Here is a 25422-nt window from a genome sequence, read left to right as displayed (position 1 = left end):
TAGCGCCATCCTGCCGACGCTAGATGACAACACCGCGACACTTAAGTGACCACTTGATGACGGTTTCAAAACACTTAATGCAGCTCTACCAATAGCCCTGCCTGCATGGCCACATCAAACAAGCGCAGCGGCGGTGTTTTAGGCCCACGTATCAGACCTTCATAGCCGTAAATAGAGTGCTGGCTGGCATCCGCGATGGGTTGAAACAACACGTGCAGATCTTCTGATTCAATAACACGGTTAAGCCATTGAGCTTCCTGGGCGGTCAACGGCTGAATGCCTCTTGTATTAGAGACGGTGTTAGAGGCAGTTTGCAAAGGCTTTTTACGAGGACTGTCTAGTTAGCAAGCGTGCGACTTTTTTTATGACACTGACGCAACAGTTAGCGCGCTAAAATAGCTTACGTGTGAAGGGTAGTGGGCGGACAAGCGTCAGGGAATAGCCTCTAAAGGGGACGTGCTTGAGGTCATGGCGCCAAGCGTGAACGCAAGCGTCGATGCTGCAATCAGGCTTGCCGCATGTGCCTCGGAGCGTGCCAACCTTGCATCCAGAAGACCGGACTCCGCCGCAGTAGCCTCAGTGATAGTGCCCACCCCGTTGCGATAAGCATCAAAGGCCGCGTCGTAAGTCACCGCAGCCGCTTCGGTCAACGCGTCAGCGGCGTCAAAAGCCGCCAGTGAGGAGCGCAGTGCATCAGCAGCAACCACCATCTCGCGCATCGCCGTGTTGCGAATTTTCTCGAATGCCGCTTCGGCTGAAGCCGTGACAGAGACTGCCTGCTGGCGTTTGGCGGCAAGAAGGCCGCCATCATAGATAGGCATTGTCACCCCAAGGAACACTCCGGTGCCTGTGGTCTGGTTGCCAATACTGGGCAAATGACCAATGCTCAGATTTTGCTTGTTGGTTCCCGTGGCGGCGGCAACAAATACCCGGGGCATGAAGTCGGCATCGGCGGCACGCTCTGTCGCTTTGGCAGCTTGCAGCTCAGCATAGCTGGCCAGCACATCCGGCCGCTTGCTGAGTGCCGCCTCAATCGCAGAATCCACCGATGCCAACTCGTCAATACCCGGTAGCGGGCGATTCGTCGCGCCGGCCACCTCGATCTGGGTCGTCGGCGAAGCGCCGAGAGCACTCAGCAACTCCTGATACTGATCGCGCAGCATACTCTGTGCCTGCACCATCCGCAGGTTGGATTGGGCGACAAGCTGACGGGCTTGAGCAACAGCGATGCTGGTACCGGTGCCATTGGCGTAGCGGGACTCAGCCGCATCCTGCAACAAGCGGTTGTTGACCAGCACCTCCTCAGCAATCGCCAGCCTGTCCTTGGCAGCACCGTACTGGTAATAGCTACGCGTCACGTTGTAGATCACCGCCTGGTGGGCACCATTGAAGTTGACGTTGGCCGCATAGGCATTGTGTCGGGCGGCATCGCTGAGCGCCTCGCGCCGACCAAAATCAAACACTAGCCACTGCAAAGCAAGGTTCGGCGCCACACCGCTGACGGTGGTATCGACATGGTGAGTGTCACCATCCAGCAATCCGCGATAAGGAATGCTGGTCTGCTGCCTGCCCGCAAACACATTGGCGGTCAGGATCGGCAGAAACGTGGCTTCAACCATTCCAGAGGCCAGCGCCAGCTGGCGCGCCTGTTCCCAGGCAATTCGGGTTGACGGGTTATGGCGTTGCGCAAAGTCTATCAGTTCGGGTAACTGATAAACCTTGTCCGACTGTAGATCCTGTGACACCGGGTCTGGCAGCAAGCCGATATCAGCTGAACCTGACACGGAAAAATCGCCAGGTAGCACGGACTGACCTTGAGGCACCCAGGGTGTGCTGGGGGAGGCGGAAGTATTCTTCAGCGCATCCGTTGCACAGCCCTGCAGGCCCCCTATAGTGCCAAGAACAACGCCCAGAGCAATACAGGTTCTGAGCTTGGCTAATCTGAACACGCTAGCTTTTCTCAACATGCACAATCCGCTCTATCCGAGTGAGTTGCCGTTCTATATCACTATACGCGCCGTCGTCGAGGGGAGAGCCCTCGTAAGTCGAAGACGCCCTGTTACGTCGGTTTTCAAGCTCAGTGACCAGCTGTGACTTGAGTCGCTGCAGGCGCTCTTTGATAGTGCCGTCATCCTGTTCTGCCATGTAAAGCTGGCCGGTGAGGTCATTGAGCTCTTCAACAATTCTCTCCACGCGCTTCAGCTCATCAGCACTGGCACGCAGACGCGACGGCTCGAAAGGCACCATATCGAGCAGCTCTTCGGCCTGGCCCAGTGCAAAATATGCAGTAGATGCCGCCTGGGTGCGCAACTGTTGATCCTGCCTGGAAAGCGTACTGAGATCGCTCAAGGCATCCAACGCATCGTTGAGCTGCCGTGCCACTTGATTGATGACGCTACGCGGCCAGAACTGGGTAAAAATCACATAGATGACAAAAATACCCAGCAGGATGCCGTAGATACGGTTGCTGGCCTGGGAGATATCAAAGCTGGGGCCAAACCCGTTGAGAGTGGTCAGCAAGAAAGCCAAGGCGATCTGCACGCCGGCATAATAGATCCGCTCAGTACCTGATGACACCCAGGCACCGATCAGCACGCCAAAGAACACCAGCCCCATCAGGCCACCGACGGAGCTCAGGTGCGGCATGATGAAGGCTAACGAAAAGATCCCCATCGCTGCGCCAATCAGACAACCGACGATCCGCAACGTCAGCTTGCGCAGTGTTTCCCCTGTAGTGCCGAGCGCGGCCACATAACAGGTGATCATCGCCGTATGAATGCCATCCCACTGCATGCCGGTGTAAATCAAATAGCAGAGCACCGCCGCGGCGGATGTCTTTAGCGCATAGCGCTGATGTATCGGATTGGAAAACGCATCGGCAGCCAGCAAAGGTATTTTTCTCGGACGCGGTGGCTGTGCAGCGCCTCCATCCGGCTGTGACAAACCCTGTAAGGCGATATAAAGCGGCTGTAAGCCGGTTTCTGTCGCCTCCGGCGCCACCTGTAGCACTGGGCACGTATCATTGGCGATAGCATCCGCCGCTTGGCGTAACTCAACCGCCAGGTCACTCCTTGCTGCACGACTCAGGCTTTCAGGCAGGGCCTCCGCGATAATCAGGATGCGATAACTTGTCTCAGTGGCTCCGCTGAGCCAGCGAGAGCGTGCCGTCGATATCAGGTGCAGTAACTTGACGAGCTGCATTTGCTGCAACGAGTCATCATTACCTTCACTCACCAGGGTGTTAAAAGCTGTGGATGCTTGCTGTATCTCGATGCGGTCTGCCGCACAGCGCAGTCTTTCGACAATCCGGTTACGCACCAGTGTTTGCGAAGGGGTGCCGAACAGCAGGTTAAAAAGGATCATCAAAAACATCGGCATGCAGGCCATTTTCCATGCCATCAGCAAGCCTTTGTCAGCGACCTCACCAACCGGCACCATGGTCACCAGCGTCATGATAAAGGCGATCACCAAGCCAACAATGGCCGCCTGCTCGCCCAGCGGAGTCGCTGAGCTGAGGAACAGGAAAATATACGAGGCGAAAAACATGACCGCTAGGCGCATGGCAGGGCTGTCGATGCTAACGTTGATGATCGGAATCATCAGCACCACCACGGTAGACGCCATCAAAATGACGCCCAAAGCCATAATGCAGTTCTTGACGGCATCCTGCTTGGACAGAAAAATGATCAGATAGCAGCTAATCGCGGCCTCAGGTATTTTCAGCAGCATGGCCGTTGCAGACACCAGAGCACACAGTAGCGCCACGCGCCAAGTCAGGCCCATCCTTCCGGGAAAGGGCTGGATATCCGCCCACGCCTGGCGGGCGATTTTCCCCCACGGAGATTCAGCAGCCATCGTGGTGGTGAACCGTTGCCACCGCCGATGCGCCAACACGCATCAATTCCGCCGGCGGGTCATCCAGTCGAATGCGGACGGGAAAGCGCTGCTGAACTCTCACCCAATCAAGAGATTTCGGCACAATCGGCAGCGATAACGGCAGGTCGATCAGGTCCTTCGAGGCCACGCCCCAACCTATCCCCACCACCGTGCCTTTAATGGCACGGTCGCGGTTAGCCAGCGCATATACCGTGGCGCAGTCACCGACAGCGATATTGCCCAGCATGGTTTCGGTGAAGTTGGCCGAAGCATACCAAGTGTCCGTCTTGACCAGATTGAACTGGGACTGGGCAGGCAGCGCGTAGTCACCCACAGAAACGGTCACTCCGACAACCCGACCGTCGGCAGGCGCATAGACCCGAGTGCCGTCCAGCTCATGCTGGGCAATGTCCTGAGCGGCCCGGCGCGCTTCAATCAACGCCAGGGTTGCTTCATCATTACCCACCAGCGCCTCAGCGGCCTGACGCTGCTGAATCGCTTCCTGCAAGCTGATTTCGGCATTGCGTTTAACAGTGCGCGCGTCGTGGATCTGCTGCTGAGAAACATACCCCTTGGACTCCATCGGCAGCAGGCGATCAAGGGTCTGGTTCGCCAGCGCCAGGTTTGTTGTGGCTCGATTGATTTGGGCCTCGGCAATTTCTGCATTGGCCTGCTCCGCGCGGATAGTGCGAGACTGATCACCACTGGCCGCCGTTGCCATGGCCAGGTCGGCCTGTGTCTGTTTCAGGGCCAGCCGATAGGCAGTGTCATCAATTTCCAGCAACAGATCGCCCTTGCGGACAAAGTCGTTTTCCTCAACATGCAAGGCCACGATGCGGCCCGCGACCGACGGAGCAATGTGGACAATATCGGCCCTCAGAGTGGCATCATCTGACAGCGGATTAGCGCGCGCATTCTCGTAGCTGTGGTAAGCCAGAACAGCAGCGCCCGCAATGATGGCAATGGCGATCACGGCTCCGACAATGGATGCTACCCGCTTGGAAGCATGACCTTTCATGATTCAGCGTCCAAAAAAAAGATGAGAAGATAACAGCGTCATGGCCAGCGTCAGAGACAGATATACCAAGACACGCCACGGAATGATGTCATCAAGCTTCGTCACCACGAAAATGACACGGATAAAAATCGTTGCCACCACACCGATAAACAGCGAGATTAGCCAGTAAGGAAAGAAGCTACCAAACATGCCGACAGCCGGAGCGGCTGACAAGGCCGGAGTGGCTGCCATCAACAAAAGGATCGCCAGAAAGGTTCTTTTCAGCAGCCGTTCTTTCCTGGCGGCGCCTGCTCTCAGCACCAGAGCCTCCTATTCATTGCAGTCTGCCCCTATCAAATCTGCCCCTATCAAAATAGTGCCCAACAGGGCCTTTTACTTTTGTTCGATCTTGATGAGGCGATGCACCTGGTGCATGCCGTCCCCTAAGCATGCTTACTATGGCATGCGCGGTTCGCGGCTGTCTATGCCGCCGCCCGCGCTACACGCTATTCCAGCGAACAGCCCTGTTGTTTGCCATGCACTGACGTCAGATACATGTCATCAGATAAAGGGAAGGTCAGCGGGCGGGGGAAAGACAACGTCATTGCCGTTGGCGTCCAACTGGCGAATATCCACAGGGCGGCCCTCAATATCCAGCGTTACAAGGCCTATACCGCTGGCGTTCCAAAGCCGCTCGCCCGCGCTTGCCCCGCTGGGGTCACGCGGGTGGATACTCAGCTTGCGACGTTTGGTAAACCAGTTAAGCGGCGACCAGGGCGCGTAGAGCCATCGGTTAAGCCGATCAAAGGTATTTAGCAACTGCACGGGGAAAGTGTTCTTGATGCCGCTGGAGGTCACCTGCCATAAATGTGGCGCACGCTTTTGGCGACGCACAATAATGTCGTAAGCAAACGAGTAGTGCACATCGCCAGAGAGAATCACGTAATTGCCCGGCGTTTTGGAATGACGCCAGATTTGCAGCAATGTATTGGCGGCGCCACGGTGGGCCATCCAGTTCTCGGCATCCACCACCAGCGGCTTGCCCGCCCAGGTGAACATCTTCTGAACGCCTTCAATCAGCTTTACCCCAAACATGGGAGCTGGCGAGACGATGACAGCGCTTTTGCAACCCAATAGCGCCTGCTGCATTTCCATCAGCGCTTCCCAATCCATTAAGCCGGACGGCTGTTTGGGGCTACGCTCGCTACGCCAGCGGCGGGTACGGGTATCCAAAACAATCAGCGCAGGCGTACCGGGCACCTGAAACTCCCACCCTTGAAAACGCAGTAGCCGTTCGATCAATGCATCCTGCCTGGCGCACGAAAGCGGCGCTGGCTCACGGAACAATTCGGCCGCCTGTTCGACCAGCGGGTTAAGCTTATCCGGTGCATTGCCCCACCCCTGGCAGAGCAAATAGGCCACCAGCGCATTACCAATAATGCGCTTTGAGAACGGATGGCCATACGCACAGCGCTCCCAATCGGCGGTCAGGTTCCAGTCGTCGGTAACATCGTGGTCGTCAAAGATCATCAAGCTGGGCAAATGCGCCATTAACCGAGCGCACTGCGGTAACCCGGCCACAAAATCATCCAAAGCCGCCTGCTCCTGGCGATAACGTTGGGCTGCTTTATCGTTAAGGGCAGGCATCTCCGGGGCAATCATTTGCCAAGCAACCGGTGACCACACTAAACAGTACATGGCGAGCATTTCCGCCAGTGTCATTAGATGATTGGAGGCGTTCGCCGAGGTAAACACCGGCTTTTTAACGCCGCCGAAAAATCGCTCGCGCAGCGCCACGTTGCTGGTGACATCAGGCAGCAGCGACTCGCGCTGGTAATAGCTATCAGGCGAGGCATAAAGCGCCTGGCTATCCTCCACCGTGGCGCCTTCCAGCCGCTCATCGACTAGCCCCAGGCGTTCAATAAGTGCATGCACCGCACGCAGCATGGGGCCTGCGACATCATCCACATACACCTGGTCGCCGGTCATTAATAACCATGCTGGCCACTCTTTCGGCGCTTGCTGCTTGTCCGCCAGCCAGCTGTCGCCGCGCACTAACCCATCGGCGCTCGCATGGTGAGGCTTACGGCACGAACCGTGCATTAACCGGTGATGGCGTGAGGCAATGACAAAGGCAGGATAAGCAGCGCCTTCATGGCATAACCAGGGCGCCCACTCGGGCAGCGCCTGCCACTCCCCCGTCGCCGCTTGAAGTCGCAGATCGTATTCGATGCGTTCATCAGTGGGTAGCGCGTGCGGCAAGCGCAGGTCAATCAAGTGAATAAACGCGTGCCGACCGATAGGCAGGCACTGGTGATGATCATTTAAGTGGAAGCGCTGCTCATTGCTGCCGCCCGGGAAAAGCACCAGCGACATATCAAGCGGGCGCGTTGCCACTAACCACAACACCAGGCGTGTGGGGCTAATACGGCGCAATAGCGGGCCGACCAATACATCCGGCAACGCATCATCCATTGTCATTGCATTTGCTCTCTTTTAGCCATGCGCCACCACCGGTAGTTCGACAATAACCTCAAGCCCCCCAGCCTCTGCGCGCTGAAGGCGCATTTGGCCATGATAGAGCGTGACCAGGTCCGCTACGATGGCAAGGCCCAAGCCACTTTGGGAGCGCTGTTCATCCAGGCGCTTGCCGCGCTCAAGTGCCTCCTGGCTCTCTTGCTGCGTCATTCCAGGGCCATCATCACTGACGCTCAACCAAAGTGTCTGGTCGACAACCCACACTCTAAACGTCACTTCATGGCTTGCCCAGCGCAGCGCATTATCCAGTACGTTGCCGATAAGCTCCTGAATATCCTGGGCATCCAAGTGCACACGCGGGTGATTTTCCCAGATTTGATGCAGGGTAAGCGAGCGACGCTGAGCCAGCCGACCCAGCCCGCTGAGCAGCGGCGATAGCGTATCGTGCAGCGAAATCGGTGCAAAGCGGCCACCGTCCCCCGCAGCAGAGGCCCGTGCCAGGTGATGGCGAACGGCACTGTCCATTCGGGTTAACTCGGCTTCCCAGGCGGCGCGATGCGCGTCTGGCAGCTGGTGGACCAGCAAGCGCATAACGCTTAAGGGGGTTTTCAGGGCATGGGCCAAATTACCTGCTGTATGACGGCCACGCTCAATCAAGCGCTGGTCGCGGGCCAGTACGGCGTTCATGGAAGCCGCAAGCGTAGCAAGCTCATTAGGCAGGTCTGTTGTCATCGCTGCTGCGCGCCCTTGCTCAACGTCTTTTAAGTTGGCCTGCATACGCCGCAGCGGCGCAAGCCCCCAGCGCACCTGTAGGCCCAGCACGCCTAACAGCAATACTCCAAGACTGACCAGGCCCAGCCAGAGCAAGCGCTGGAACTCGCGTATATCGGCCTTCAGCTCATCATCGCGGGCCGCTACGCTAATATGCAAAGGGGCTTCTAAAGGGGCCAGGTAAATATCTCGCTCGACGGTACGCAGTGATTGCCCACGTGGGCCGGGCAACGAGCGCGCGCTCACCTCTTCATTATCGGTGACCGGCAGGCGTTGATCCCACAGCGAGCGCGAGGTGATCGTGTGCGTTTGTTGATCGGTAATTTGCCAGTACCAGCCCGAGAAGACCTGGTCAAAAAGTGGGTCCCCAAGAGCGCGGTCATAGCGCAACTGCTCACTTAGCGGGTCAACGGAAACGCCTGCAATAATCACGTTCAGCGTTGCTTCAAGGCGTTCATCAAACGCCTCGGTCGCCGCGTTTCGGTAATGATGCGAGAGCAGCATTCCAGCAAGCGGCAAGGCCACCCCGATCATGACTAAAACGGCCAGCAGCAAGCGAAGGCTAATCGAGCGGCCTGCCCAGCGCGTTCGCCAAGTAGGCGTTACCTTGCTCATTCGCCGCCGGGCACTTCGGCCAAGAGCCGGTAACCCTGCCCACGCAGGGTGGCAAACCGCCAGGCCCCCAGCTTGCGACGTAGTCGGCTGATTTGCACATCAATCACGTTTGAGTCGGGCTCATGGTCGCGGTCGTAAACGTGTTCAGAAAGCTCGCTTCGACTGACAACCCGAGGCGCGGCGTGCATCAGGTAGCTAAGCAAGCGTGTCTCCTGGGCAGTCAAACTTACCGGGCGGCCTGCCAAGGCAACGTGCTGGGTATGGGTATCGAGGCTAAGCTCGCCCACTTTGAGTACCGGATGAGCATGGCCGTGGGTACGCCGCACCAGTGCCCGTAGCCGAAACAACACCTCACCCGGCTCGAAAGGCTTGGTAACGTAGTCATCAGCACCTGCGGTAAAGCCCGCCGCTTTATCCGCCCAACGCTCTCGAGCGGTCAGAATCAGCACAGGCAGATCAATGCCGTCTTCACGCCAGGCAGCCAGCCAACGCGTGCCGTCACCGTCGGGCAAACCTACATCAAGTATTACCGTATCGTAGGTTTCGGTACGTACCAGAAAGTCGGCCTCCTGGCCATTTTCGGCATGCTCAACGACCCAGTCACCGTCACGCAGCGCTTGGCTCAGCTCGCGGGCAATCGCCTGATCATCCTCTACCAGCAAACACTTCATGGCGTCATACCTTGTGGGCGGCGCATCTCATTGATACGCACACCCTCTATTTTCATTAACTGACCATTGTGACCATCAAATTCAAACTCAACCACTTGACCTTGTGGGCCCAGCAGCTTGATTTCATACTCTACCAGACCCTGCTCGCGCTCTACCTCCACTTCCAGCACGTCTCCCAGATAGTTCGCTTCCAGCCAGTCTAAAATGGTTTCCAAGGACGCCACCTCCCCACGGCGCACTTCACTGTGCAGTGTTTCCCAGTGCTGGTCACCTACAGCGCTGCCTATCAATATGGCAGCCAGCAGCGCCCCGCCCATCCACTTGGCAGAGGAGAGGAAGCAATAAAAGAGTCGGTGCTTGAATCGATGGCGGAGTGACTTCATTGGACTAGAATGCCAGAAGCAACATGAACGCTAGATGAATGGATTGTTCAGCTTGGGGAAATAACCGCAGTGCTATAAATCCTCTGTCGCATTCGCTGAGTGATCTGTATCAGACCACATTCATCAGGCAATGCCATTCATTAAGCAAAGAAGGAATTTGATATGAACGTCATGCAAAAAATGCTGTTGATCCCCGCCTCTGCTCTGCTTCTTACCGCCGCCGCAAGCAGCGCTCAAGCAGACGCGCTGTCCATGGATCGGGTTGACGAGGTGCTGGTACCTGCCGTCGATTATGGATTCACCCATTATGAAGAGATCAGCATTAAAAGCCGTGGACGCGCAGAAGTAGAAGGCTGGCTGGATGATGAGTGGTACGCCGACGTTGAATTTTCTCTGGGTAACGGCGAAACCCTGAAAGAAGAGCGTAAACGCTTAATTACCGGTGCGTGGGGAATGAGCGAAGAGGACGTACGCCAGGCGCTGGAAGTAGCACGAAAAGAGGGTATGAGCGAGTTTGAGGATATCGACATCGATAAGGGCGGCATTATTGATATCGAAGGCCGGGATGAGAATGGCCGCGAGCTGGAAATAAGCCTGCGTCAAGGCTCTTACGAGATTACTGAAATTGACCGTGATTAATGGCTGCTAGCGGTAGCACCCTATCACTGGCTAAGTGTTACCACACGGTGCGGGCCCTACGGGGCCCGCTTGTGTTTTTACCACTACCTAGCGACAGTGATGCCAAGGGGAGAACATCGTGGAACTGATAACGTGGAAGCAAGAAGGCATCGTGCTGAGAAAAGCGAAGAGATGATAGCGCCGGGGGTGGCCCAAATAGCGCATGATTTGGCGTGGCTGATAACAGCGCCCGACCTGGTCACGCTCCCGCCGCCCATGCCAAACGGTGGCCGCCCGACGTGTCAGGAGTTGGGCCTGGCCGCAGGCACTGCTGACTGGCTACAGCAAATAACGCCGCTACTCGCAGGCGTTAACCGCCAACAGACAGGCCGCATGGGGCACTACCACGAGCGGCTGTGGCATCTCCTGCTGGATAACGCGCCTAATACGCGGCTACTCGCCAAAAATGTGCGCATCTTTAAAAAGCGCACGACGCTTGGCGAGCTGGATATGCTTTACCGCACCCGCGATAACCCGGCGCCCGTGCATCTGGAAGTGGCGATCAAGTTTTATTTGGGCCTGCCTGAAGGCCCCGGCCCGGCCGACAGCCCAAGCCGCTGGATCGGTCCTGGTGGGCTGGATAGCCTAGCGCTAAAATGCGCTCATTTATGCCAGCACCAGTTGCCGCGCTCCATAACGCCCGGGGCACTGGCCACGCTGGCTCACTGGCTAACCCCCCGCGACATCGCCACCTGCTCGTCCACGGTAGGAGAGCTTCTTACTCATCGCCTCGCCATGCCGGGCGTCTTGTTTTACCCGTGGCATACGGCGCTGCCTTCCCCCCAACATGCTACGCCGGGCCATCACCGCGGCAGGTGGTGTTTTTTGCGTGACTGGCCTGCGCTGCGCGATAGCCTGGGTGCGTCGTTACGCATAGTCTGGTTACGAAAACCGCACTGGCTAGCGCCGCCCAGAGCGGAAGATTTTCAACCAGTGGCCGCCGTGATACCTGGCATTGAGCGACTCATCGAACAGTACGGGCCCCAGCAAATAATGCTCTACCTGCCCCACCAGCAGCGCATTGAGCGGGTATTTATTGTGCCCAACGACTGGCCCCGCCAAGTGCCCATCGCCCCCAAGGCAAAGTAGCGCACTCATAAAAAAGCCGCTTACTGATCACAGCAAACGGCGTTTTGATGATGTTCTATTTCAACCAATACCCGGGCAAAAACCAAGCGCTAGATCACGACCAGGTTATCGCGGTGAATCAGTTCATGGGCTTCTACGTAGCCCAAAATAGCCTCAATTTGGTGACTCGGCTGCCCCGACAACTGACGCGCTTCATCCACACCGTAATTGACCAGCCCTTTGGCAACCGGCATGCCCTGCTCATCGACACACACCACCATATCGCCCCGCTTGAACGTGCCTTTTACACCCCGCACCCCCACCGGCAACAGGCTGGAGCCTTTTTCGCGCAGGACTTTTACCGCCCCGGCATCCAGCGTCAGCGTGCCACGCACTTGAAGTTGCCCCGCCAGCCAGCGCTTACGCGCCGCCATCGGTGCCTGCTCCGGATGCAGTAGCGTTCCCAACGCTTCACCACTCATAAGCCGGGTAATGACATCTGGCTGGCGACCACTGGCAATCACTGTAACGGCGCCTGAACGCGCGGCAAGTTTGGCAGCACGTACCTTGGTGCTCATGCCACCCCGCCCCAGCGCTCCGCCGCTGCCCGCCACCGCTGCCAAGCGTGGGTCATCTGCGCGCCCTTCGGCGATCATCTGGGCATTGGGGTTATGGCGTGGGTCGGCATCGAACAAGCCTTCCTGGTCGGTCAGCAGCAGTAACGCGTCCGCTTCCAGCAGGTTGGCTACCAACGCACCCAGCGTATCGTTATCGCCAAAGCGTATTTCGTCGGTCACCACCGTATCGTTTTCGTTGATGACCGGCACCACGCGCATCTCCACCAGCGTGCGCAGGGCCGATAACGCATTAAGGTAGCGTTTGCGGTTGGAAAGGTCGTCATGAGTAAGCAGAATTTGCGCAGTGAGCATTTCGTGGCGAGCAAAATGTTGCTCATAGCACTGGGTAAGGCCGTTCTGGCCCACGGCGGCGGCGGCCTGCAGCTCATGCACCGCACTCGGGCGTGCTTGCCAGCCTAACCGCACCATGCCTGCTGCCACGGCGCCGGAGGAGACCAGCACCACTTCAACACCCTGTTGATGAAGCTCGGCAATCTGATCAACCCAGCCGCCAATAGCAGCTTCATCCAGGCCACGGCCGTCGTTGGTCAACAGTGCGCTACCGATTTTCACTACCACGCGGCGCGCACAGCTTAGCGCTTCGCGGCCCATCCCCTGCTCATGACTCTCCATCCGTCTCTACCTTATCAGGCACATTGTTAACGCTATTCAGCAACGATATTCAGCGATGGTATTCGACAACAATATTCAACGTCGGCCATTACTGGCAGGCTGAGCAAGCCTGCCGGTTTCGGCCGTTAGGGCGCGTACTCGACCTCAACGTCGTAATCATCATCATCGAAGTCATCGTCGTCGGCTTCTTCAGCAGGCCGCTTGCGACGACGCCCCAGACGCTCTTCGATACGAGCTACCGACTCATCTTCCATGCGGCGGCGCATCTCCTGCTCGCGGGCCAGCGCCTCTTCGTCTTCGTTCTCAAGGCGACGCTGCTCGGTCAGCCAGCGGTACGCGGCCTGAACCAGCTTGTCCGTGCCTTCACTGCTAATCGCCGAGATACGGAACACCGGGCCTTCCCAGCCAAGCGCATCAATGATCGCCTGGGCGCGCTCTTCGCGCTCCTCTTCCGGCAGCAGGTCAAACTTGTTCAACACCAGCCAGCGCGGGCGCTCGGAAAGCGCCGGAGAGAACTGACCAAGCTCATGCACAATCGCTTGAGCGGCTTCCACTGGGTCAGACTCATCAAAGGGCGCTATATCGACCACATGAAACAGCAGTCGCGTGCGGGTCAGGTGCTTAAGAAAGCGCTGCCCCAGGCCCGCACCATCAGAGGCACCTTCGATCAACCCCGGCACGTCCGCCATCACAAAGTGCTCGTGCATCCCCAGCTTCACCACCCCCAGGTTAGGCACCAGTGTGGTAAACGGGTAGTTGGCGACTTTAGGTTTGGCCGCCGATACCGAGCGAATCAGGGTGGATTTGCCAGCATTGGGCATGCCCAACAGGCCAACATCCGCCATCACCTTCATTTCCAGACGCAAATTGCGACGGTCACCTTCGGTACCTGGCGTGGTGCGCCGCGGTGCACGGTTAGTGGACGACTTGAAGTGGATGTTACCCAAACCACGTCGACCACCTTCCGCGACCAGTACCACCTGGCCAATTTCGGTAATATCCGCGATGACTTCCAGTGTATCAACATCCACAACGGTGGTGCCTACCGGCACCTTAACGTGCAGGTCTTCACCGGCTTTACCGCTCATCTGGCGGCCCATGCCGCCCTGGCCGTTCTCAGCCTTGTAAAAACGCTGAAACTTGAAGTCGACCAGCGTATTGAGCGCATCGTCACCAATCAGGTAAACGCTGCCGCCGTGCCCACCGTCACCACCATCGGGGCCACCCTTGGGCACATATTTTTCGCGGCGAAAGCTCAGACAGCCATTGCCGCCATTTCCCGCCTCAACAATAATCGAGGCTTCATCGACGAACTGCATAGTTTCTCCCGGCCGCTTCCGCCGCCCTATATGCAACGCTCCTGCCTCCATTCATTGGGCAAGAGGGTTTAAACAGACAAAAAAGCCCCGCCATAGCGGGGCTTTTTTTCATTAACTACGTTCTACGCAACCAGAGTTGCTTATTCAGAAACGATGCTAACGAATTTGCGGTTTTTCGGGCCTTTGGTCTCAAACTTCACAAAGCCTTCGTTCAGTGCGAACAAAGTGTGATCACGACCTAGACCAACGCCAGTACCCGCGTGGAAACGCGTGCCGCGCTGACGAACGATGATGCTACCTGCGTTCGCTGCTTGGCCACCGAAAAGCTTAACACCGAGGCGTTTGGATTCGGAATCGCGACCGTTACGCGTGGAGCCGGCTGCCTTTTTATGTGCCATTGCAAAATTCTCCTTTCAGGGAATGAACCGCTTACGCGGAAATTCCGGTAATTTTGACTTCAGTGAACCACTGACGGTGGCCCTGACGCTTCATGCTGTGCTTACGGCGACGGAATTTAATGATCGTCACCTTGTCACCGCGGCCGTGGGAAACGATTTCAGCGGAAACCTTGGCGCCACTCAACAGCGGGGCACCAATGTTTACGTCGTCGCCGTCTGCAACCAGCAGCACTTCATCAAACTCAATCGTTTCGCCGGTAGCGACTTCGATTTTCTCGAGTTTAAGGGTCTGACCTTCTTGAACGCGGTACTGCTTGCCACCGCTTTTGATAATTGCGTACATGTCGCTCTCCGGACTTGTCGGTAATGCCGTTATGCGTTGCATAACCAGCGCTCATCGCCTGACGCTCTTATTGACCTGCTGCGAGTGGCGCCCCTTTTGGAGCCATCTGACAGGGAGCATGATGAGTGGGTCGCGGATTATAACGACAATCGCCTTCTACCACAAGACGACAGGCCGTTGTCAATTGATGATTATTGTCGCACGTCGAATGGATACCCTGCACGCGCCTTGACGCTTTCCCGGTAGCCCCATAGCATGACCTCAATTCAGGGGCGTACCCCTCCACCTGCCGCGATGAACGGAACCCATGACCGCCAACGTCTCCCCAACCCCGACTGCCAGCCCTACGCCCTCACCGCTGCACGCCGTGGTGGCAGATGACTTTGAAGCCGTCAACCGGACGATTGTTGAGCAGCTCACCTCGAAAGTCCCGCTCGTCGAGACCATTAGCCAATACATTATTGAAAGCGGCGGCAAGCGTTTGCGGCCCATGCTGGTACTGCTGGCAGCTCGTTCACTGGGCTACCAGGGCGACAAGCACATTACCCTGGCCACGCTGATCGAGTTCATGCACACATCCACACTTCTGCATGACGATGTGGTGGATGAGTCTCACATGCGCCGCGGCAAAAAAACCGCCAACGATGCCTGGGGTAACGCACCATCGGTGTTAGTCGGTGACTTCCTCTATTCGCGCTCATTTCAGCTCATGGTCGATGTTGGGTCGATGCAGATCATGGCGATTCTCTCCAGCGCCACCTGCACCATCGCCGAAGGCGAAGTGCTACAGCTGACCAATATTGGCAACCCCAGCGTCTCTGAAGCGGACTACTTTGAAACCATTCAAGGTAAAACCGCCATGCTGTTTGAAGCTGCCAGCCACAGCGGTGCCGTACTTGCTGATGCCACACCAGAGCAAGCCCAGGCGCTACAGTTATATGGCCGTTACCTGGGCCTTGCCTTCCAGTTGATTGATGACCTGTTGGATTACCAGGGCGATGCCGACGCCATGGGTAAAAATGTCGGCGATGACCTGGCCGAAGGCAAGCCCACCCTGCCGCTGATTCACGCCATGGAGCAGGGCACGCCTGAGCAGGCCAAGCTAATTCGCCAGGTGATCCGCAAAGGCGGCCTTGAGCAGTTGGATGACGTACTCGCCATTGTTCACGCTACGGGCGCGCTTGAGTACACCCGTAAACGCGCCAATGAAATGGCCGATAAGGCACTGGCGCAATTAGAGTTACTTTCACCCAGCCCATATCGCGATAGCATGGCGCAACTCGCCCGCTTGGCCGTTGACAGGCAAGCATAAATTCGCACAACAGGGGTGCTGATGCTTGATAAAAAGCGTCCCTTTGTGTAAGATACGCCCCGTTGTTGAGCACCGCTCACAACCTTCGGAATATAGCTCAGCTTGGTAGAGCGCTGCCTTCGGGAGGCAGAGGTCGTAGGTTCGAATCCTGCTATTCCGACCAAAAAGATTATTAAAAACGGCCACTTAGCTTACACAGCAAGTGGCCGTTTTTCGTTGGGTCTGGCGCTAGGTGACATATAGGTGACACCCGTCTGAAATTTCGGCTTTTCTAAGCTCTCCAGAACAAGAGAAGGGCCGTGACGAACGCAGCCCTTCAGTGTGACGATAACCCCCAACGGGGAGTATCCTCATTGCTCCATCCCTGCATCATCCCCGCTTAGCTCCGTGTAGTCGCTCTCATAGGTTTCACCAGGATAGGTGCCATCGTCATGCTGTAAGCCAAGGCGCCTAGCCCTACCAATCATATTCCGCTCGACTTCAGCAGCATGCTCTAACGCAGCCTCAATGTTCTTTCGCATGGCTTCATGGTCAATGGGAGTAATAGTGGGCTTCTCTTCGATCTCCACCTTGTCTTTCCACAATTCAGGCTGCCGGTTCTTCAGCCACAGGCGCGCGGCTTGGGTGTCCGGTGGGTAATGCCGGTGTAGATCCGTTAGCGTCACGTCACCTTGGTAGTTGGATACATGAGTCTCGGGGAGCACCACCCCGATAGCTCTCCTGTAGAGCGCTTCGGCCACCTCAGCATCGGCCAGCGCTGCCCCTCGCCTTATGGACTCTAAAAAATCCGGGTATTCACGGCACCAGTTGTAGATCGTGGCTTCGCTCACTTCAAAGAATTCCGCCACTTGGCTGCGCGTCATGCCCAGCAACATCAAGCGGTAAGCCTGCTCTGCATACTCAGGCTGGTACTCACTGGGTCGGCCTCGACCGTTGGTTACGGGCGTAACCTCTTGCGTAACCTGGGGCGTAACCGTAACCCCATGCGTAACCTCTGCGTCTGTGTCGCTGGCTGGGGCTGTAGGCTGTGCCCGCTTTTGCCATTCATCCGCTTTGGCACGCCTGCTAACAGCCACCCGCGATACAGGTAGCGATAGCTCTCGAACCAACCAGGCGAAGCCCTCGCGGGAATCCGCCTCCCACAGCTTACGGGCTTTCTGCCACTGCCTCGTGGTCATCTTCGCTGCCATATCATCACCTGCGCTAAGCGTGTCTGTGTCTTTTAGAAGCCGTTTTGAGGCTGTGCCCCTTGCCAGCCTTGACCATCCCATGCCGTCAACGTCGCAAACGTCACGGGTATCTGCATTTGTACAAAACGACCGTATTTATCAGAAGGTGAGTTAAGTGGTAGGCCAATGCTCTCGATAACCAGCGGGGCAAAAACACGTTGCTTGTAGCGAACGGCCAACAGTGCGGGGACTTCAGACGGCAACGCGGCTTCAACCAAAGACTTTGCCGTTCTGTTTTCAGATCCCGCCCAATCTAGTGCTGCCGTGAGTAGCGTGCCCTCTGGTGCTAAGTAGCGCGGCAGCGCCCAATCCATTAGAAGATTGACGGCTTCCTCTACTTCTGTCTGAGGGTCACGCCAGGCGCGAAGCATGATCGTCACGTTCAACTTGATAGGGGTCATGCCAGTGAAAACCTGGGTGCTGTTTAGCTTGGTAATGCCCGTACGTCCTCGCGCATGCTCAACGGCGGCGGTCGTTTTATCAGCGAAGCTACCCGGCGTGGCTTTGTCGAACTTCTCCCTCTCTTCGCTGGATAGCATCCCCCTCACGGTTTCAATAATTGGCTGAATCGTCCCAGATTGGAGCATTGCGCTAAGACTGGGTGAAAGTGAATCTGAGCCCGAGTTTTCAAACGGCGATCGCCAGTCGAACGTTGCTTCTAGGTTGGCATCATCCACGAACAAGCACTGAAGGATGCTGCCGTTCTCGTAAAGCGGGTCGCCGTTAGGGCCCACCTCGTAGATACTAGCGATTAGGTGCTTATTGATACCGTCCCAGTGGGGGCCAATGCCCCCACCTGGTGCGGCAGCGGTAACCCGCATATCAGAAAGCCGCGTTGCCATATCAATCTTCTCCCTCAGCGCATTTATAAACCGCTTTTAACAGCAGGCGGGCATTCTGAAGTCGCATCATGGCAGCCTTTAAAGCGTTTTCATCGTTACCGTATAACCGCTTATCGGCCTGAAAGCGCTGCACTGCCGGGTACGTTTCTATCGCGCTCAGCAACTCCTTGGTTTGCTCTTCAAGGATGGCGTGGATCTCTGCCGGGGTAGGCGTCACGTTGCTCATACTCATGCGGTTAGCTCCCGGGGCGATTTGGCTTGCTCATGCATCTGTAGGCGATGAACGTAGCTACCTAAGCGCCATTGAACCTCCTCTTCAATTGAGGGCAGTGAACGAAGCTCTGAAGTTAATTTTTGAATGTCCGACTGAGGCGGCTTTGCTCGACTTTCTGCCTCTTCAAACGTTAAACCAGCTTCGGTTAACTGCTGGATCGACTTGAGTTGCTGGCTTTTCAAACGCTCTATGCGTTGTTCAAGGCCCGTCTTTTCATCTTTGAAACGGCTCCTTCGGTTCATTAATGCTGTCGTGACCGACTGAAGCGCATCGTCTAAGGTTTTCTTTTGGCGTTGCAGGCGGCCATCCTCTTTGCCTATGGCATCCCTAAGCGCCTCAGCGTCTTCGACCTGAAATTTCAGGCTCAGAAGTAGATCGGCAATAGACCAGTTATGCTCACTGAGCAGCAGCGCCATGCGGGCTTTTCGTGGCGCTCGCGCTATATCCGCATTGAGCTTATCTACCAGCGCCAGCAAGCGCTGGCCTTCGGCGGCCAGGCGTGGGTCTGCGAGCGTATCAAGCTGAGCAGCGGCGGTTTTGAGGTCTGTGGGCTTTTTAGCCATGGTGTCGATCTCCGATTAGCGGTGTTGGATGAGTTGCTGAAGCTGCCCTTTGGCAGCGGTGATTGATTGCTGGGCTTGTCTCGCCCAAATACGGCGCAATACGCATAGCTGGCCGTGGGCAGCACGATCGCCGGTGATAACGCGGCGGCTAAGCGCATCTTCCAGCCGCTGGCGCTCCTGTGGCGTGAGAGGCGCGTTATTTTTTGGCATTGCGTATCCCTGCTATAAGCTCTTCGGCACGATCAATGCCCACTTCGCCAACCATCCGCTTAAATGCGGCGTCACCATCGGCGGTGTTCATCTTCGCTAGCACTTCCAGTTTCTTACTGCCGTTGGCGAGTTTGTCCGGCTTAGTCTTCGTCGCTCGGCTCTTTTTGCGCAGCGATGCCCGGGAACGGTCAAACTCCCTATCACCCGTCACAGCGCGCCCACCGGTAGGCCGTGCCGCCTGCTTGTCAGCCATGCGATCGGCTTCTTTCTGAAGCTGGCGTATGTGGCCACTGCCATCACCGCTCTTACGGCCTTTCTCGATAGCGCGGGCAAGGAACATTTGCACGGCGTTGCCAGCGTCAATCTCCGACATCACGCGCAATACGTGCTTGCAGGCCACGCCCACTAGGTTGGGGTTTCGAATCTTCGGAAAGCCGTCTTCACGCGGGCCTGCGTTGTAGTCGCCTACGGTGGCTAAGTACCGGTACCAATAGCGATGGCGGCCACAGTCGCAGTTAAACCGGATGCCTTTCTTACGCAGCTTCACGGCTGCTCGCTGAGAGGTGTCCTCGCCTGCAATGACCTGCTCGGCGTAGCCGGTAAACTCCACAATGATGTGGTGACGGCTTACATCGCTATCAGGCCCTGCGTTGGTCATGAAACGCACTTCCAGGGCAGTCACCTTGCCGCCTGCCTTCAGCGCACGTGCGCCAGCGGGTATGATCGTGTTGATTTGAGTGCGAGCCCGCTTCCGGTCTTCAGACAGGGACATATCGACCACTTGGCGCGCTGTGATCCCCCCTTCAAAGCGGCGACCTAGCTCGCGGGCCTTTTGGCGAAGCTGTGCCAGGTCATCTGACGTCATGGGCCGAAGTTCGCCACCCAGCATGGTCATCATCAAGCCGCCAGCATTGACCGGCACGTTGCCCGATCGCATTTGCTCGGGGCTTAGGATGTTCTCAGCCTTAGCGCGCTCGCTAAGCTGTTCGCTCTGAACCTTGCGCGCCTCAGCCGCCGCGCCCTTCAGGTTGCTGGCTGGCGCTTGCCTACGTGCGCCAGCCATTAGCTTTCGTCCGGGCCGGGTTTTTCGTCTGATGCATCCATGCACTGGAGAAGGATGCACTCGCGAAGGGAGGAAATGGCCAGGTCAATACCTGCCAACCCGAGAATGGCGCGGCCCTGGGTAAGCTGCTCACCTGCGGCCACGTCGTGCAGCTCATTGGCCAGGGCTTCGAGAATGCCTTCAACGTCATTGAGCAGTGCTATTTGCTCTGACTGCTCGGAAGTATCGATATGTTTCTGGTGCATGGGGGACGCTCCTGTTGGTTGAGCGTCCAGTTTTCACCATGCTTGATTAATCTTACTTAGGCTTTTCCGGGTGCGAATATTCAGCTTTCAGACATCGCTAAACGCTGTGGCCTAAGCAGCGTTGGGTGGTAGATCGTCATCAAGCAAGGCGTTCACCAGCCCTTGCAGGCGGGCAAGGCGTACACGCACCAGGGCGGCCAATGTGCCGGTTGGTAGTTGCTGCTCGATGGTCTCCAGCGAGGCCGCGCAGCCCATTAGGGTTTCGTGATCGTGGTCTGATCCCAGCGCTATCCACACCAGGTAGGCGCTGTGTGCAATGTCTGGGTCGATACCGTGAAGGTTGGCCGCCAGGCGGCGGGCTTCGATGATGGCTTCATCTAACATGGCGGTTACCTCCCCGTAGTTTATTGTTAGCGGCGCGGCGACCTGCATTGTCACGGGCGGCTTCTCGTGGCTCGATACTGGCCGCGTGCTTCCAGGTGATGACGTACTGCTTAGCGGCTTCCAGGGCTTCCCGTAATGGCTGCATCGCTAAACAACGGGTGAGCAGCTTTTCATCTTCCGGCACCAGCGGACAATTCTCACGAATGAGGCGCAGCCATTGCGGGGCATGATCGACCACTGGCGCGCTGGGGGCTGACTGGGTCACGGGTACCAGGGCAGGGGGCAGGTTAGGCCATACGGCTTTGGCAGCTTCTAGCGCTTGCGGGTCATTCAGCAGGCGTCGACAGTAGGCGCGCGCAGTAGCATTATCCGGTGCAACTACAAAAGCATCATCCAACACCACGGCCAACTCGGCAGCAGCTTCCCGCGTTAGTTGGGTCATGGCATCACGTGCCAGCGCTTCCACTAGCCCGAGCGAGCGGCCAGTCGCTTTAAGGCCACCAATAATGTCCGCAATCTCTGCCGAGGTGGCGAGCTCAATGCTCTTTTGCTGAGGTGGGGATAGAGCATTGTTTTCTGAAAAAGCACCCTGAGCCATCCCCCCTAAACCCCGCAAAGTGCTTTTAGGGGTTTGCGGGGGGTACTGGCCTACGCTTTTCTGGCTCTTTACTTGGGGTGAAGTGTTAGCAATATCGTTGCTACTCGCCTGCACTCGACTCAACCAGCGTCCCATTAGCCAGCCTCCCTGTTAGGTAGGTAATCTGAATGCCACCAGAAGCTAATGCTGGGGCGTCCGGTGGTGGGTGTTTCCACTTCGCTGAGATAGCCATGTTCGACCAAGATCGACAAAGCGGCTTGAACAGTTTCGGACGTATCGAGACCCGACCAACCGCGTTGCTGCAACTGCTTAGCCTTGAAGGGTGAAGGCAGTTTTTCACGGCGCTTTATAATCAGCTTGGCACCTTCCACATCACGGTTAAGTGCAGCGCTATAAAGCCGCTCGGCGTGGCTACGCAGAAAGTCAGCCCACTCCAAGGCACGAGCGGTGGAGGCTTCTCCTACACTTCCTTGCTCGCCATCTATCACGGCAAACAGCAGCGCCAGGCTCCCCACTGTCTTGGGCATCTTCAATAAGTGTTCTGCCAGCAGCGAGGGCATTTCCTCGTCTCGGCATTCAAGATTGATTTCAGTAGCCCATTCCACAAACATCGCTTGGGCATCTGGCGTAAAGCGCCAGCTTGGTGGGTTGCCTTCCTCATCTGTGCCCACTTCTAGAGAGTGAAGGCGGTAGAACGTCTGGCGATACTGCTCTTTAGCATCTGTTGCGGGAGTACGATCAATCCATTTCCAATGGCGGATCGCATCCGGCCAGACGGCTAGCTGAAAGCGCTGAATTAAGCCATCGTTAGTGGTGCCTTTGGTGGCGCTGCGGACGATGGGAGCCAGCTTGCTAGGCTGTATACCACCCACGATATTGAGCGCACAGCGTTCAATAGCCACGGTACCCCTGCCGATGCGATCGTAGGTAAAGCGGCCATCGCCGTTGAACGCCTCCAGGTAAAATGCGCGATCGCTGGCGTATTCTTCTTGCTGCATCTTTGAAAGCCAGCCTGCTAGTTCATCACGGAGTATCGTCAAGTGATATTCCGCGGCATTCATCAGCTCACCTGCCTTTTCTACGGTTGCATCGTTGATCGTTAGCCGCATTGGCGCAGGTGGCGGCTCGGCTTCCTCAACGGATTCAAGTACAGTGCGAGCAGCATCCATCTCGCCTTTTGCTGCAAAACCCTTGGCTTTCTTCTTGGCTTCAGCGCGCGCCAGCTCTTCTAGCTCCTTATCGGTTTCATAGCGCCTCACATCTTCTTCGTACTGGCGACGGCCATCAGCCTCAATGGCATCGATAGGAAAGCGCATCGCCTTAAGTGCTGGGCTTTTCATCGCGCTTGGGCCACCAATCAGTGCAGCCCATAACGTCACCACGATTTCCCAATCATCATGTTGTTTCGGCTTAAGTCTAACCTTATGGCCGATTAAGCCAGCGAGCAGCACTAGCACAGTAACGGCGCAGTATTCGGGTGGGCACTGTAACCGTTGGGATGTATCAATAACGTAGCCGCGTAGCGACTCAGGTAGCATCTCCGGATCAAATGGTGGCACATTGCTAAGACTCGCAGGCAATGGCTTGGGATCGGGCGCTTTTTGAGTTGGAGCGCCATTTTCCCCGGCTTTGATATCTACCGGATCTGTCTCTGAGCCCAGAGGTGCCAGCCTTACCACTTCTCGACTCATAGACCACGCTCCTTGCGGCATAGGGCCACGTCGGCAAAGTCCGTACAGCGCTTACAGCCTTCGCAGAAGGTCGGCATCAACATCTTGGTCCCAATGGCCAGGGCTGCAAGACGTGCCTTGGACACGCCGGGGTTGCCCTCAGTGAAGCGGTCATCATCGGTAGCGATAGTGATAGCCACCTCATCCGGCAGACGCTGGCGTACACGACGTGCGACGGCCTCCAAGTTGTCGGCATTACGGGCCACTACCACGGGCACGCTCATGGCTTCATGGAGCGCCGCAGCGGTTGCCCAGCCCTCAGCCACAAGTACACGGTTAGCGCCAGCCAGCTTGCCTACTAGCCCAGCTACACCTTTAACGCGACCATGCTTAAGCACCGCTTTGAATCCATTCGGATAAATACGCTCAATGTTGGCTAGTTCCCCGTCATAGAACAGCGGTACCAGCAGCATAGAATCACGCTGGCGTAGGCCATGCGGTGCCAGGCGCTTCTTGGCTAGGTAGGGGTGATAAGAGTCAGCAGCGCCAGCAGCAGCCCACCAGCGGCGGGCTTGCTCGGCTGTCTTGTCTTGCTGTTGACGGCGTTCGGCCTCGCGTTGCTCCCTTGCATGCTGTGCCGCTAGACGCGCCTCAGCGGCGGCGGTGGGGTCAATCTCGCCGCCAATGCCGATAGTGTGCTGCTCTCCGGTATGCCAGAAGCCATAAACGCCCACTTCCAGCGAAGGGCACACATACCAGCCGTTACGGTTGCCTTTAGGCTTGTCGGCACTATCAAAACGGTGCAGGGCACCATCTGCGCGGATTGCCAGCCCGGTAACGCCATAAGCGGCTAAGGCATCGACTAGCGCCTGCTCAATGCTGCTATACTGGTTTTGCGTTGGCAGGACGCTTGCACGGGCCTCGGCTCCTCTATTGAGGGCCGGGGTTTGTTGCTTTGTGGGTGCAGGCATCACTCACCTCCCACAAGACGCACAGAGACTCCGCTTTCAACCAAGTGATATTCGATCAAGCCATTACCTGCCAAGCGGCGCAACTCTTTGCGGGCCATCTTTCGGCTGAAGCCATTCATTGGCGCCAGTTCGTTTACCAGATAGCCCAAGAAACAGTCGTCGAATTCGTCGGTAATTTCCCTAATGGCGTTAAGCATTAGATCAACAAGGGCATGCTGAGGGTTGTCGAAGATGCTCATTGTTTGCCCCCTTCCTGCTCAATCGAACCGCCTAGCTCACTTACATCGTCAGCACCTTCCCGGGTGATTTCATGCCCAAGTTTGGCTAGGCGTGCCGCCGTCTTGTGTTCACCGCTTTCAAGCATCTTTGCGATGGCGTCAAACAGCGCGCTAGCGTGCTCAAAGCGAATCTCTGCAATCTCGACGTCGAGCATAATGTGCTGAATGGCTGCCTTATCCATGGGATACCTCCGATTGCATCTGGCTGGCTGCAAGGGCTTCTTCAAACAGGTGCGCGTAGTGAGTAAGCGCGCTAGGCATTATCTCGTGGCCCTTTTTCTCGGCATCGGCTGCCTCTTCGCGCATCGTGCGAAGTAGGCCAGTGAGCTTGGCGCCAGGGTCGGGGATTGGTTGGGGCTTGGGTGCAGTGGTTTGAAAGAGGCGGGTGGTAAGCAGCTCTAAAGTATCGAGGTGGTGCTGGGTACCATACAAAACAGCCGCCAAGACATGTGGTGCAACTTCTTTTTCACCGTCTACAGCATCGTTAAGAGCGATCTCCACTAAAGCAACAGTGTTACGCAGTACACGAAGGTGCTGGCTAGCTTCATCGTAAGCTTGAAGATGGCTCATGCCAAACCCCCTGTGCTGCACTTGTCGGCTTCCAGGGCACGGGCTTCTAGCTGTTGGGCTTTTTCAATGTGGGAGTTGTACTTGCGGAGGCGAACGCTGGCGCTGCTATCGGCAAACAAGGCGCTTTTGGCCATTGCACGGTGGGCAGCGGCGCGGCCTTTAAGGCTGCGGGTAATCAGGCTGGATAGGCGGATTGATGCCGTCATTGGTGACACTCCTAGAGTTGAGGAGTCGCCACGATCCTTCCTACGGGATTGGGTGGCGACTGTACGCAGGGTAGGAAACCGGCACTCTAGGAAACCGGCCAAGCCGAAGCTTGCCCACGCACAGCCGCCATGACGTTCAGCGGGCACAAAAAAAGCGCCT

31 protein-coding genes and 1 tRNA gene are annotated in these 25422 nt (G+C 56.8%); 4 read left to right on the top strand and 28 right to left on the bottom strand.

Annotated elements, in window-relative coordinates; all coding sequences use genetic code 11:
* Nucleotides 1–74: 74 nt before the first annotated feature.
* The 9 genes from ACT3T7_RS06315 to ACT3T7_RS06275 form a co-directional block, all read right to left on the bottom strand.
* Nucleotides 75–269: a hypothetical protein gene (locus tag ACT3T7_RS06315; RefSeq protein WP_253927011.1), complete on the bottom strand. Its 195-nt coding sequence runs from the start codon at nt 267–269 to the stop codon at nt 75–77.
* 162 nt (nt 270–431) lie between these two features.
* Nucleotides 432–1784: a TolC family protein gene (locus ACT3T7_RS06310; protein WP_444630395.1), complete on the bottom strand. Its 1353-nt coding sequence runs from the start codon at nt 1782–1784 to the stop codon at nt 432–434.
* A gap of 166 nt (nt 1785–1950) precedes the next feature.
* The gene (locus tag ACT3T7_RS06305) at nt 1951–3855 is read right to left on the bottom strand and encodes an FUSC family protein (RefSeq protein WP_441678182.1); all 1905 of its coding nucleotides are present in this window, start codon (nt 3853–3855) and stop codon (nt 1951–1953) included.
* Nucleotides 3845–4894: a multidrug transporter subunit MdtN gene (mdtN, locus tag ACT3T7_RS06300; protein ID WP_441678180.1), complete on the bottom strand. Its 1050-nt coding sequence runs from the start codon at nt 4892–4894 to the stop codon at nt 3845–3847. The genes ACT3T7_RS06305 and mdtN overlap by 11 nt, the downstream gene beginning before the upstream one ends.
* 3 nt (nt 4895–4897) lie before the next feature.
* The gene (locus tag ACT3T7_RS06295; RefSeq protein ID WP_319643844.1) at nt 4898–5194 is read right to left on the bottom strand and encodes a YtcA family lipoprotein; all 297 of its coding nucleotides are present in this window, start codon (nt 5192–5194) and stop codon (nt 4898–4900) included.
* 240 nt (nt 5195–5434) lie between these two features.
* Entirely contained in the window at nt 5435–7354 is a 1920-nt protein-coding gene (locus tag ACT3T7_RS06290) for an alkaline phosphatase D family protein (RefSeq protein ID WP_444630394.1), read from the bottom strand.
* A gap of 15 nt (nt 7355–7369) precedes the next feature.
* Nucleotides 7370–8737, bottom strand: a complete 1368-nt coding sequence (locus ACT3T7_RS06285) for a sensor histidine kinase (protein ID WP_444630393.1) — start codon at nt 8735–8737, stop codon at nt 7370–7372.
* On the bottom strand, nt 8734–9408 hold the full coding sequence (locus ACT3T7_RS06280) for a response regulator transcription factor (protein WP_444630392.1): 675 nt from the start codon (nt 9406–9408) through the stop codon (nt 8734–8736). Before ACT3T7_RS06280 ends, ACT3T7_RS06285 begins: the two co-directional genes overlap by 4 nt.
* Nucleotides 9405–9725 carry a PepSY domain-containing protein gene (locus tag ACT3T7_RS06275; protein ID WP_444630430.1) on the bottom strand — a complete coding sequence of 107 codons (321 nt, stop codon included), beginning with the start codon at nt 9723–9725 and terminating at the stop codon, nt 9405–9407. The genes ACT3T7_RS06280 and ACT3T7_RS06275 overlap by 4 nt, the downstream gene beginning before the upstream one ends.
* A 228-nt stretch (nt 9726–9953) precedes the next feature.
* Between ACT3T7_RS06275 and ACT3T7_RS06270 the strand changes: the two genes are divergently transcribed.
* The gene (locus ACT3T7_RS06270) at nt 9954–10430 is read left to right on the top strand and encodes a PepSY domain-containing protein (RefSeq protein ID WP_444630391.1); all 477 of its coding nucleotides are present in this window, start codon (nt 9954–9956) and stop codon (nt 10428–10430) included.
* Nucleotides 10431–10601: 171 nt separating this feature from the next.
* On the top strand, nt 10602–11558 hold the full coding sequence (locus ACT3T7_RS06265) for a DUF1853 family protein (protein ID WP_444630429.1): 957 nt from the start codon (nt 10602–10604) through the stop codon (nt 11556–11558).
* Between the two features lie 89 nt (nt 11559–11647).
* Here ACT3T7_RS06265 and proB read toward each other — a convergent pair whose 3' ends face one another.
* From proB to rplU, 4 genes are all read right to left on the bottom strand, one after another.
* Complete coding sequence (gene proB, locus ACT3T7_RS06260; RefSeq protein ID WP_444630390.1) at nt 11648–12787, bottom strand: glutamate 5-kinase; 1140 nt, start codon at nt 12785–12787, stop codon at nt 11648–11650.
* 125 nt (nt 12788–12912) lie between these two features.
* A complete protein-coding gene (cgtA, locus tag ACT3T7_RS06255; protein ID WP_441678169.1) occupies nt 12913–14106 on the bottom strand; it encodes an Obg family GTPase CgtA in 1194 nt (397 codons plus the stop codon).
* Between the two features lie 140 nt (nt 14107–14246).
* Nucleotides 14247–14504 carry a 50S ribosomal protein L27 gene (rpmA, locus tag ACT3T7_RS06250; RefSeq protein WP_018917617.1) on the bottom strand — a complete coding sequence of 86 codons (258 nt, stop codon included), beginning with the start codon at nt 14502–14504 and terminating at the stop codon, nt 14247–14249.
* A gap of 31 nt (nt 14505–14535) precedes the next feature.
* Nucleotides 14536–14847 carry a 50S ribosomal protein L21 gene (gene rplU, locus ACT3T7_RS06245; RefSeq protein WP_087108812.1) on the bottom strand — a complete coding sequence of 104 codons (312 nt, stop codon included), beginning with the start codon at nt 14845–14847 and terminating at the stop codon, nt 14536–14538.
* A gap of 307 nt (nt 14848–15154) precedes the next feature.
* Between rplU and ispB the strand changes: the two genes are divergently transcribed.
* A complete protein-coding gene (gene ispB, locus ACT3T7_RS06240; protein ID WP_444627953.1) occupies nt 15155–16159 on the top strand; it encodes an octaprenyl diphosphate synthase in 1005 nt (334 codons plus the stop codon).
* Between the two features lie 86 nt (nt 16160–16245).
* A tRNA-Pro gene (locus ACT3T7_RS06235) sits at nt 16246–16322 on the top strand.
* A gap of 187 nt (nt 16323–16509) precedes the next feature.
* Here the strand turns inward: ACT3T7_RS06235 and ACT3T7_RS06230 are convergent.
* The 15 genes from ACT3T7_RS06230 to ACT3T7_RS06160 form a co-directional block, all read right to left on the bottom strand.
* Nucleotides 16510–17349, bottom strand: coding sequence for a helix-turn-helix domain-containing protein (locus ACT3T7_RS06230; RefSeq protein WP_444630389.1), 840 nt, complete (start codon nt 17347–17349; stop codon nt 16510–16512).
* Between the two features lie 32 nt (nt 17350–17381).
* Complete coding sequence (locus ACT3T7_RS06225) at nt 17382–18230, bottom strand: hypothetical protein (RefSeq protein WP_444630388.1); 849 nt, start codon at nt 18228–18230, stop codon at nt 17382–17384.
* Between the two features lies 1 nt (nt 18231).
* The gene (locus ACT3T7_RS06220; RefSeq protein ID WP_444630387.1) at nt 18232–18462 is read right to left on the bottom strand and encodes a hypothetical protein; all 231 of its coding nucleotides are present in this window, start codon (nt 18460–18462) and stop codon (nt 18232–18234) included.
* Complete coding sequence (locus ACT3T7_RS06215; protein ID WP_444630386.1) at nt 18459–19067, bottom strand: hypothetical protein; 609 nt, start codon at nt 19065–19067, stop codon at nt 18459–18461. Before ACT3T7_RS06215 ends, ACT3T7_RS06220 begins: the two co-directional genes overlap by 4 nt.
* Before the next feature lie 15 nt (nt 19068–19082).
* Nucleotides 19083–19277, bottom strand: coding sequence for a hypothetical protein (locus ACT3T7_RS06210; RefSeq protein WP_444630385.1), 195 nt, complete (start codon nt 19275–19277; stop codon nt 19083–19085).
* On the bottom strand, nt 19264–20340 hold the full coding sequence (locus ACT3T7_RS06205; RefSeq protein WP_444630384.1) for a hypothetical protein: 1077 nt from the start codon (nt 20338–20340) through the stop codon (nt 19264–19266). Before ACT3T7_RS06205 ends, ACT3T7_RS06210 begins: the two co-directional genes overlap by 14 nt.
* Complete coding sequence (locus tag ACT3T7_RS06200; protein ID WP_444630383.1) at nt 20340–20585, bottom strand: hypothetical protein; 246 nt, start codon at nt 20583–20585, stop codon at nt 20340–20342. The genes ACT3T7_RS06205 and ACT3T7_RS06200 overlap by 1 nt, the downstream gene beginning before the upstream one ends.
* 111 nt (nt 20586–20696) lie before the next feature.
* Nucleotides 20697–20969: a hypothetical protein gene (locus ACT3T7_RS06195; protein ID WP_444630382.1), complete on the bottom strand. Its 273-nt coding sequence runs from the start codon at nt 20967–20969 to the stop codon at nt 20697–20699.
* Nucleotides 20959–21702, bottom strand: a complete 744-nt coding sequence (locus tag ACT3T7_RS06190; protein WP_444630381.1) for a hypothetical protein — start codon at nt 21700–21702, stop codon at nt 20959–20961. Before ACT3T7_RS06190 ends, ACT3T7_RS06195 begins: the two co-directional genes overlap by 11 nt.
* Nucleotides 21702–23258, bottom strand: a complete 1557-nt coding sequence (locus tag ACT3T7_RS06185; RefSeq protein WP_444630380.1) for a YfjI family protein — start codon at nt 23256–23258, stop codon at nt 21702–21704. Before ACT3T7_RS06185 ends, ACT3T7_RS06190 begins: the two co-directional genes overlap by 1 nt.
* Nucleotides 23255–24208 carry a toprim domain-containing protein gene (locus ACT3T7_RS06180; protein ID WP_444630379.1) on the bottom strand — a complete coding sequence of 318 codons (954 nt, stop codon included), beginning with the start codon at nt 24206–24208 and terminating at the stop codon, nt 23255–23257. The genes ACT3T7_RS06185 and ACT3T7_RS06180 overlap by 4 nt, the downstream gene beginning before the upstream one ends.
* Nucleotides 24208–24447 (bottom strand): hypothetical protein, encoded by a 240-nt coding sequence (locus tag ACT3T7_RS06175; RefSeq protein ID WP_336274705.1) that lies wholly within the window; start codon nt 24445–24447, stop codon nt 24208–24210. Before ACT3T7_RS06175 ends, ACT3T7_RS06180 begins: the two co-directional genes overlap by 1 nt.
* Nucleotides 24444–24668, bottom strand: a complete 225-nt coding sequence (locus tag ACT3T7_RS06170; RefSeq protein ID WP_058578199.1) for a hypothetical protein — start codon at nt 24666–24668, stop codon at nt 24444–24446. The genes ACT3T7_RS06175 and ACT3T7_RS06170 overlap by 4 nt, the downstream gene beginning before the upstream one ends.
* On the bottom strand, nt 24661–25056 hold the full coding sequence (locus ACT3T7_RS06165) for a hypothetical protein (RefSeq protein WP_444630378.1): 396 nt from the start codon (nt 25054–25056) through the stop codon (nt 24661–24663). Before ACT3T7_RS06165 ends, ACT3T7_RS06170 begins: the two co-directional genes overlap by 8 nt.
* Entirely contained in the window at nt 25053–25262 is a 210-nt protein-coding gene (locus ACT3T7_RS06160; RefSeq protein WP_444630431.1) for a hypothetical protein, read from the bottom strand. Before ACT3T7_RS06160 ends, ACT3T7_RS06165 begins: the two co-directional genes overlap by 4 nt.
* Nucleotides 25263–25422 lie beyond the last annotated feature (160 nt).

It is taken from the genome of Halomonas sp. 111, from assembly GCF_052379685.1.
Lineage (GTDB): Bacteria > Pseudomonadota > Gammaproteobacteria > Pseudomonadales > Halomonadaceae > Vreelandella > Vreelandella citrativorans.
Note: the sequence above shows the minus strand (reverse complement) of the source record. Positions and strands in the feature narration are given on the sequence as shown.

What these genes read in the sequence shown, in the direction of transcription:
- ACT3T7_RS06200 (WP_444630383.1), bottom strand. Translation starts at nt 20,585, where the DNA reads ATGCACCAGAAACATATCGATACTTCCGAGCAGTCAGAGCAAATAGCA.
- ACT3T7_RS06220 (WP_444630387.1), bottom strand. Translation starts at nt 18,462, where the DNA reads ATGAGTATGAGCAACGTGACGCCTACCCCGGCAGAGATCCACGCCATC.
- ACT3T7_RS06160 (WP_444630431.1), bottom strand. Translation starts at nt 25,262, where the DNA reads ATGACGGCATCAATCCGCCTATCCAGCCTGATTACCCGCAGCCTTAAA.
- ACT3T7_RS06165 (WP_444630378.1), bottom strand. Translation starts at nt 25,056, where the DNA reads ATGAGCCATCTTCAAGCTTACGATGAAGCTAGCCAGCACCTTCGTGTA.
- ACT3T7_RS06275 (WP_444630430.1), bottom strand. Translation starts at nt 9,725, where the DNA reads ATGGGCGGGGCGCTGCTGGCTGCCATATTGATAGGCAGCGCTGTAGGT.
- ACT3T7_RS06205 (WP_444630384.1), bottom strand. Translation starts at nt 20,340, where the DNA reads ATGGCTGGCGCACGTAGGCAAGCGCCAGCCAGCAACCTGAAGGGCGCG.
- ACT3T7_RS06270 (WP_444630391.1), top strand. Translation starts at nt 9,954, where the DNA reads ATGAACGTCATGCAAAAAATGCTGTTGATCCCCGCCTCTGCTCTGCTT.
- ACT3T7_RS06290 (WP_444630394.1), bottom strand. Translation starts at nt 7,354, where the DNA reads ATGACAATGGATGATGCGTTGCCGGATGTATTGGTCGGCCCGCTATTG.
- ACT3T7_RS06175 (WP_336274705.1), bottom strand. Translation starts at nt 24,447, where the DNA reads ATGAGCATCTTCGACAACCCTCAGCATGCCCTTGTTGATCTAATGCTT.
- cgtA (WP_441678169.1), bottom strand. Translation starts at nt 14,106, where the DNA reads ATGCAGTTCGTCGATGAAGCCTCGATTATTGTTGAGGCGGGAAATGGC.
- ACT3T7_RS06195 (WP_444630382.1), bottom strand. Translation starts at nt 20,969, where the DNA reads ATGTTAGATGAAGCCATCATCGAAGCCCGCCGCCTGGCGGCCAACCTT.
- rpmA (WP_018917617.1), bottom strand. Translation starts at nt 14,504, where the DNA reads ATGGCACATAAAAAGGCAGCCGGCTCCACGCGTAACGGTCGCGATTCC.
- ispB (WP_444627953.1), top strand. Translation starts at nt 15,155, where the DNA reads ATGACCGCCAACGTCTCCCCAACCCCGACTGCCAGCCCTACGCCCTCA.
- ACT3T7_RS06225 (WP_444630388.1), bottom strand. Translation starts at nt 18,230, where the DNA reads ATGGCAACGCGGCTTTCTGATATGCGGGTTACCGCTGCCGCACCAGGT.
- ACT3T7_RS06305 (WP_441678182.1), bottom strand. Translation starts at nt 3,855, where the DNA reads ATGGCTGCTGAATCTCCGTGGGGGAAAATCGCCCGCCAGGCGTGGGCG.
- proB (WP_444630390.1), bottom strand. Translation starts at nt 12,787, where the DNA reads ATGGAGAGTCATGAGCAGGGGATGGGCCGCGAAGCGCTAAGCTGTGCG.
- ACT3T7_RS06230 (WP_444630389.1), bottom strand. Translation starts at nt 17,349, where the DNA reads ATGGCAGCGAAGATGACCACGAGGCAGTGGCAGAAAGCCCGTAAGCTG.
- ACT3T7_RS06280 (WP_444630392.1), bottom strand. Translation starts at nt 9,408, where the DNA reads ATGAAGTGTTTGCTGGTAGAGGATGATCAGGCGATTGCCCGCGAGCTG.
- ACT3T7_RS06265 (WP_444630429.1), top strand. Translation starts at nt 10,602, where the DNA reads ATGATAGCGCCGGGGGTGGCCCAAATAGCGCATGATTTGGCGTGGCTG.
- ACT3T7_RS06215 (WP_444630386.1), bottom strand. Translation starts at nt 19,067, where the DNA reads ATGGCTAAAAAGCCCACAGACCTCAAAACCGCCGCTGCTCAGCTTGAT.
- ACT3T7_RS06190 (WP_444630381.1), bottom strand. Translation starts at nt 21,702, where the DNA reads ATGGGACGCTGGTTGAGTCGAGTGCAGGCGAGTAGCAACGATATTGCT.
- ACT3T7_RS06285 (WP_444630393.1), bottom strand. Translation starts at nt 8,737, where the DNA reads ATGAGCAAGGTAACGCCTACTTGGCGAACGCGCTGGGCAGGCCGCTCG.
- rplU (WP_087108812.1), bottom strand. Translation starts at nt 14,847, where the DNA reads ATGTACGCAATTATCAAAAGCGGTGGCAAGCAGTACCGCGTTCAAGAA.
- mdtN (WP_441678180.1), bottom strand. Translation starts at nt 4,894, where the DNA reads ATGAAAGGTCATGCTTCCAAGCGGGTAGCATCCATTGTCGGAGCCGTG.
- ACT3T7_RS06170 (WP_058578199.1), bottom strand. Translation starts at nt 24,668, where the DNA reads ATGGATAAGGCAGCCATTCAGCACATTATGCTCGACGTCGAGATTGCA.
- ACT3T7_RS06210 (WP_444630385.1), bottom strand. Translation starts at nt 19,277, where the DNA reads ATGCCAAAAAATAACGCGCCTCTCACGCCACAGGAGCGCCAGCGGCTG.
- ACT3T7_RS06180 (WP_444630379.1), bottom strand. Translation starts at nt 24,208, where the DNA reads ATGCCTGCACCCACAAAGCAACAAACCCCGGCCCTCAATAGAGGAGCC.
- ACT3T7_RS06185 (WP_444630380.1), bottom strand. Translation starts at nt 23,258, where the DNA reads ATGAGTCGAGAAGTGGTAAGGCTGGCACCTCTGGGCTCAGAGACAGAT.